General features: G+C 69.7%; 1 protein-coding gene. It reads left to right on the forward strand.

Going from position 1 to position 1156, the window contains the following annotated elements; translation table 11 throughout:
* Positions 1 to 414: 414 nt before the first annotated feature.
* A partial coding sequence (gene argG / locus EIO58_RS18310; RefSeq protein ID WP_127820594.1) for an argininosuccinate synthase occupies positions 415 to 1156 on the forward strand: 742 nt, incomplete at its 3' end.

Genomic DNA, 1156 nt, shown 5'->3' on the forward strand with positions numbered 1-1156 from the left:
CGGCCGGCGCGGCGACGACGAAGGACGCGGCGGCCAACACGGCGGCGATGATCGTCGCGCCGGCACGCGCCTGACGGCGGCGCCCGGGTTCGTCACCCGGCCTCGCCGCACGGCTGCGCGCGCTCCGTCGCCCCTGAACCATCCGGGCCCCCTCCAGCTACCCGGTACCACAGCGCCGGGCGAACAGATGCCGGCCATGCGGCGTCCGAATTCCTTCATAGCCCACGGCGGGATGGGTGCCGAGAAACCTCACCCTGCCATCACCTCGTGGGGACCGGCATCGCTCGAGGCACGAACCGATCAGGGCCTCGCCCGAGGGCACGAACCGATCACGGCCTTGCCGAGGGCAAGAACCCCGAGGGGCCGAGATGACGTTCGGCCGAGGCCGGCGCTCCCGCCAAATAGACTGGCGGCATGTCGAAGGTCCTTCAGTCCCTGCCCGTCGGCGAGCGCGTCGGCATCGCCTTCTCAGGGGGCCTTGACACCTCCGTCGCCGTCGCGTGGATGCGCGACAAGGGTGCGATCCCGTGCACGTACACCGGCGACCTCGGCCAGCCCGACGAGGACGACATCGCGGCGATCCCCGACCGGGCGCTGCAGTACGGCGCCGAGGTCTCGCGCCTCGTGGACTGCAAGCCGGCCCTCGTCGAGGAGGGCTTCGGCGCTCTCGCGTGCGGCGCGTTCCACATCCGTTCGGGCGGGCGCACCTATTTCAACACCACGCCGATCGGCCGCGCTGTCACCGGCACGCTGCTCGTGCGCGCCATGAAAGAGGACGGCGTCGACATCTGGGGCGACGGGTCCACCTACAAGGGCAACGACATCGAGCGGTTCTACCGCTACGGGCTGCTCGCCAACCCGGCGCTGCGCATCTACAAGCCGTGGCTCGACGCCGACTTCGTCACCGAGCTCGGCGGCCGCAAAGAGATGAGCGAATGGCTCATCGAGCACGGCTTCCCGTACCGTGACTCGGCTGAGAAGGCGTATTCGACGGATGCCAACATCTGGGGCGCGACGCACGAGGCGAAGACTCTGGAGCACCTGGACGTGTCGCTCGAGACCGTCGAGCCGATCATGGGGGTGCGCTTCTGGGATCCTTCGGTCGAGATCGAGGCCGAGGACGTCACCGTCACCTTCGAGGCCGGCCGCCCGGTCG

The sequence above is a fragment of the Microbacterium sp. CPCC 204701 genome (assembly GCF_004010105.1).
Taxonomy (GTDB): Bacteria; Actinomycetota; Actinomycetes; order Actinomycetales; family Microbacteriaceae; genus Microbacterium.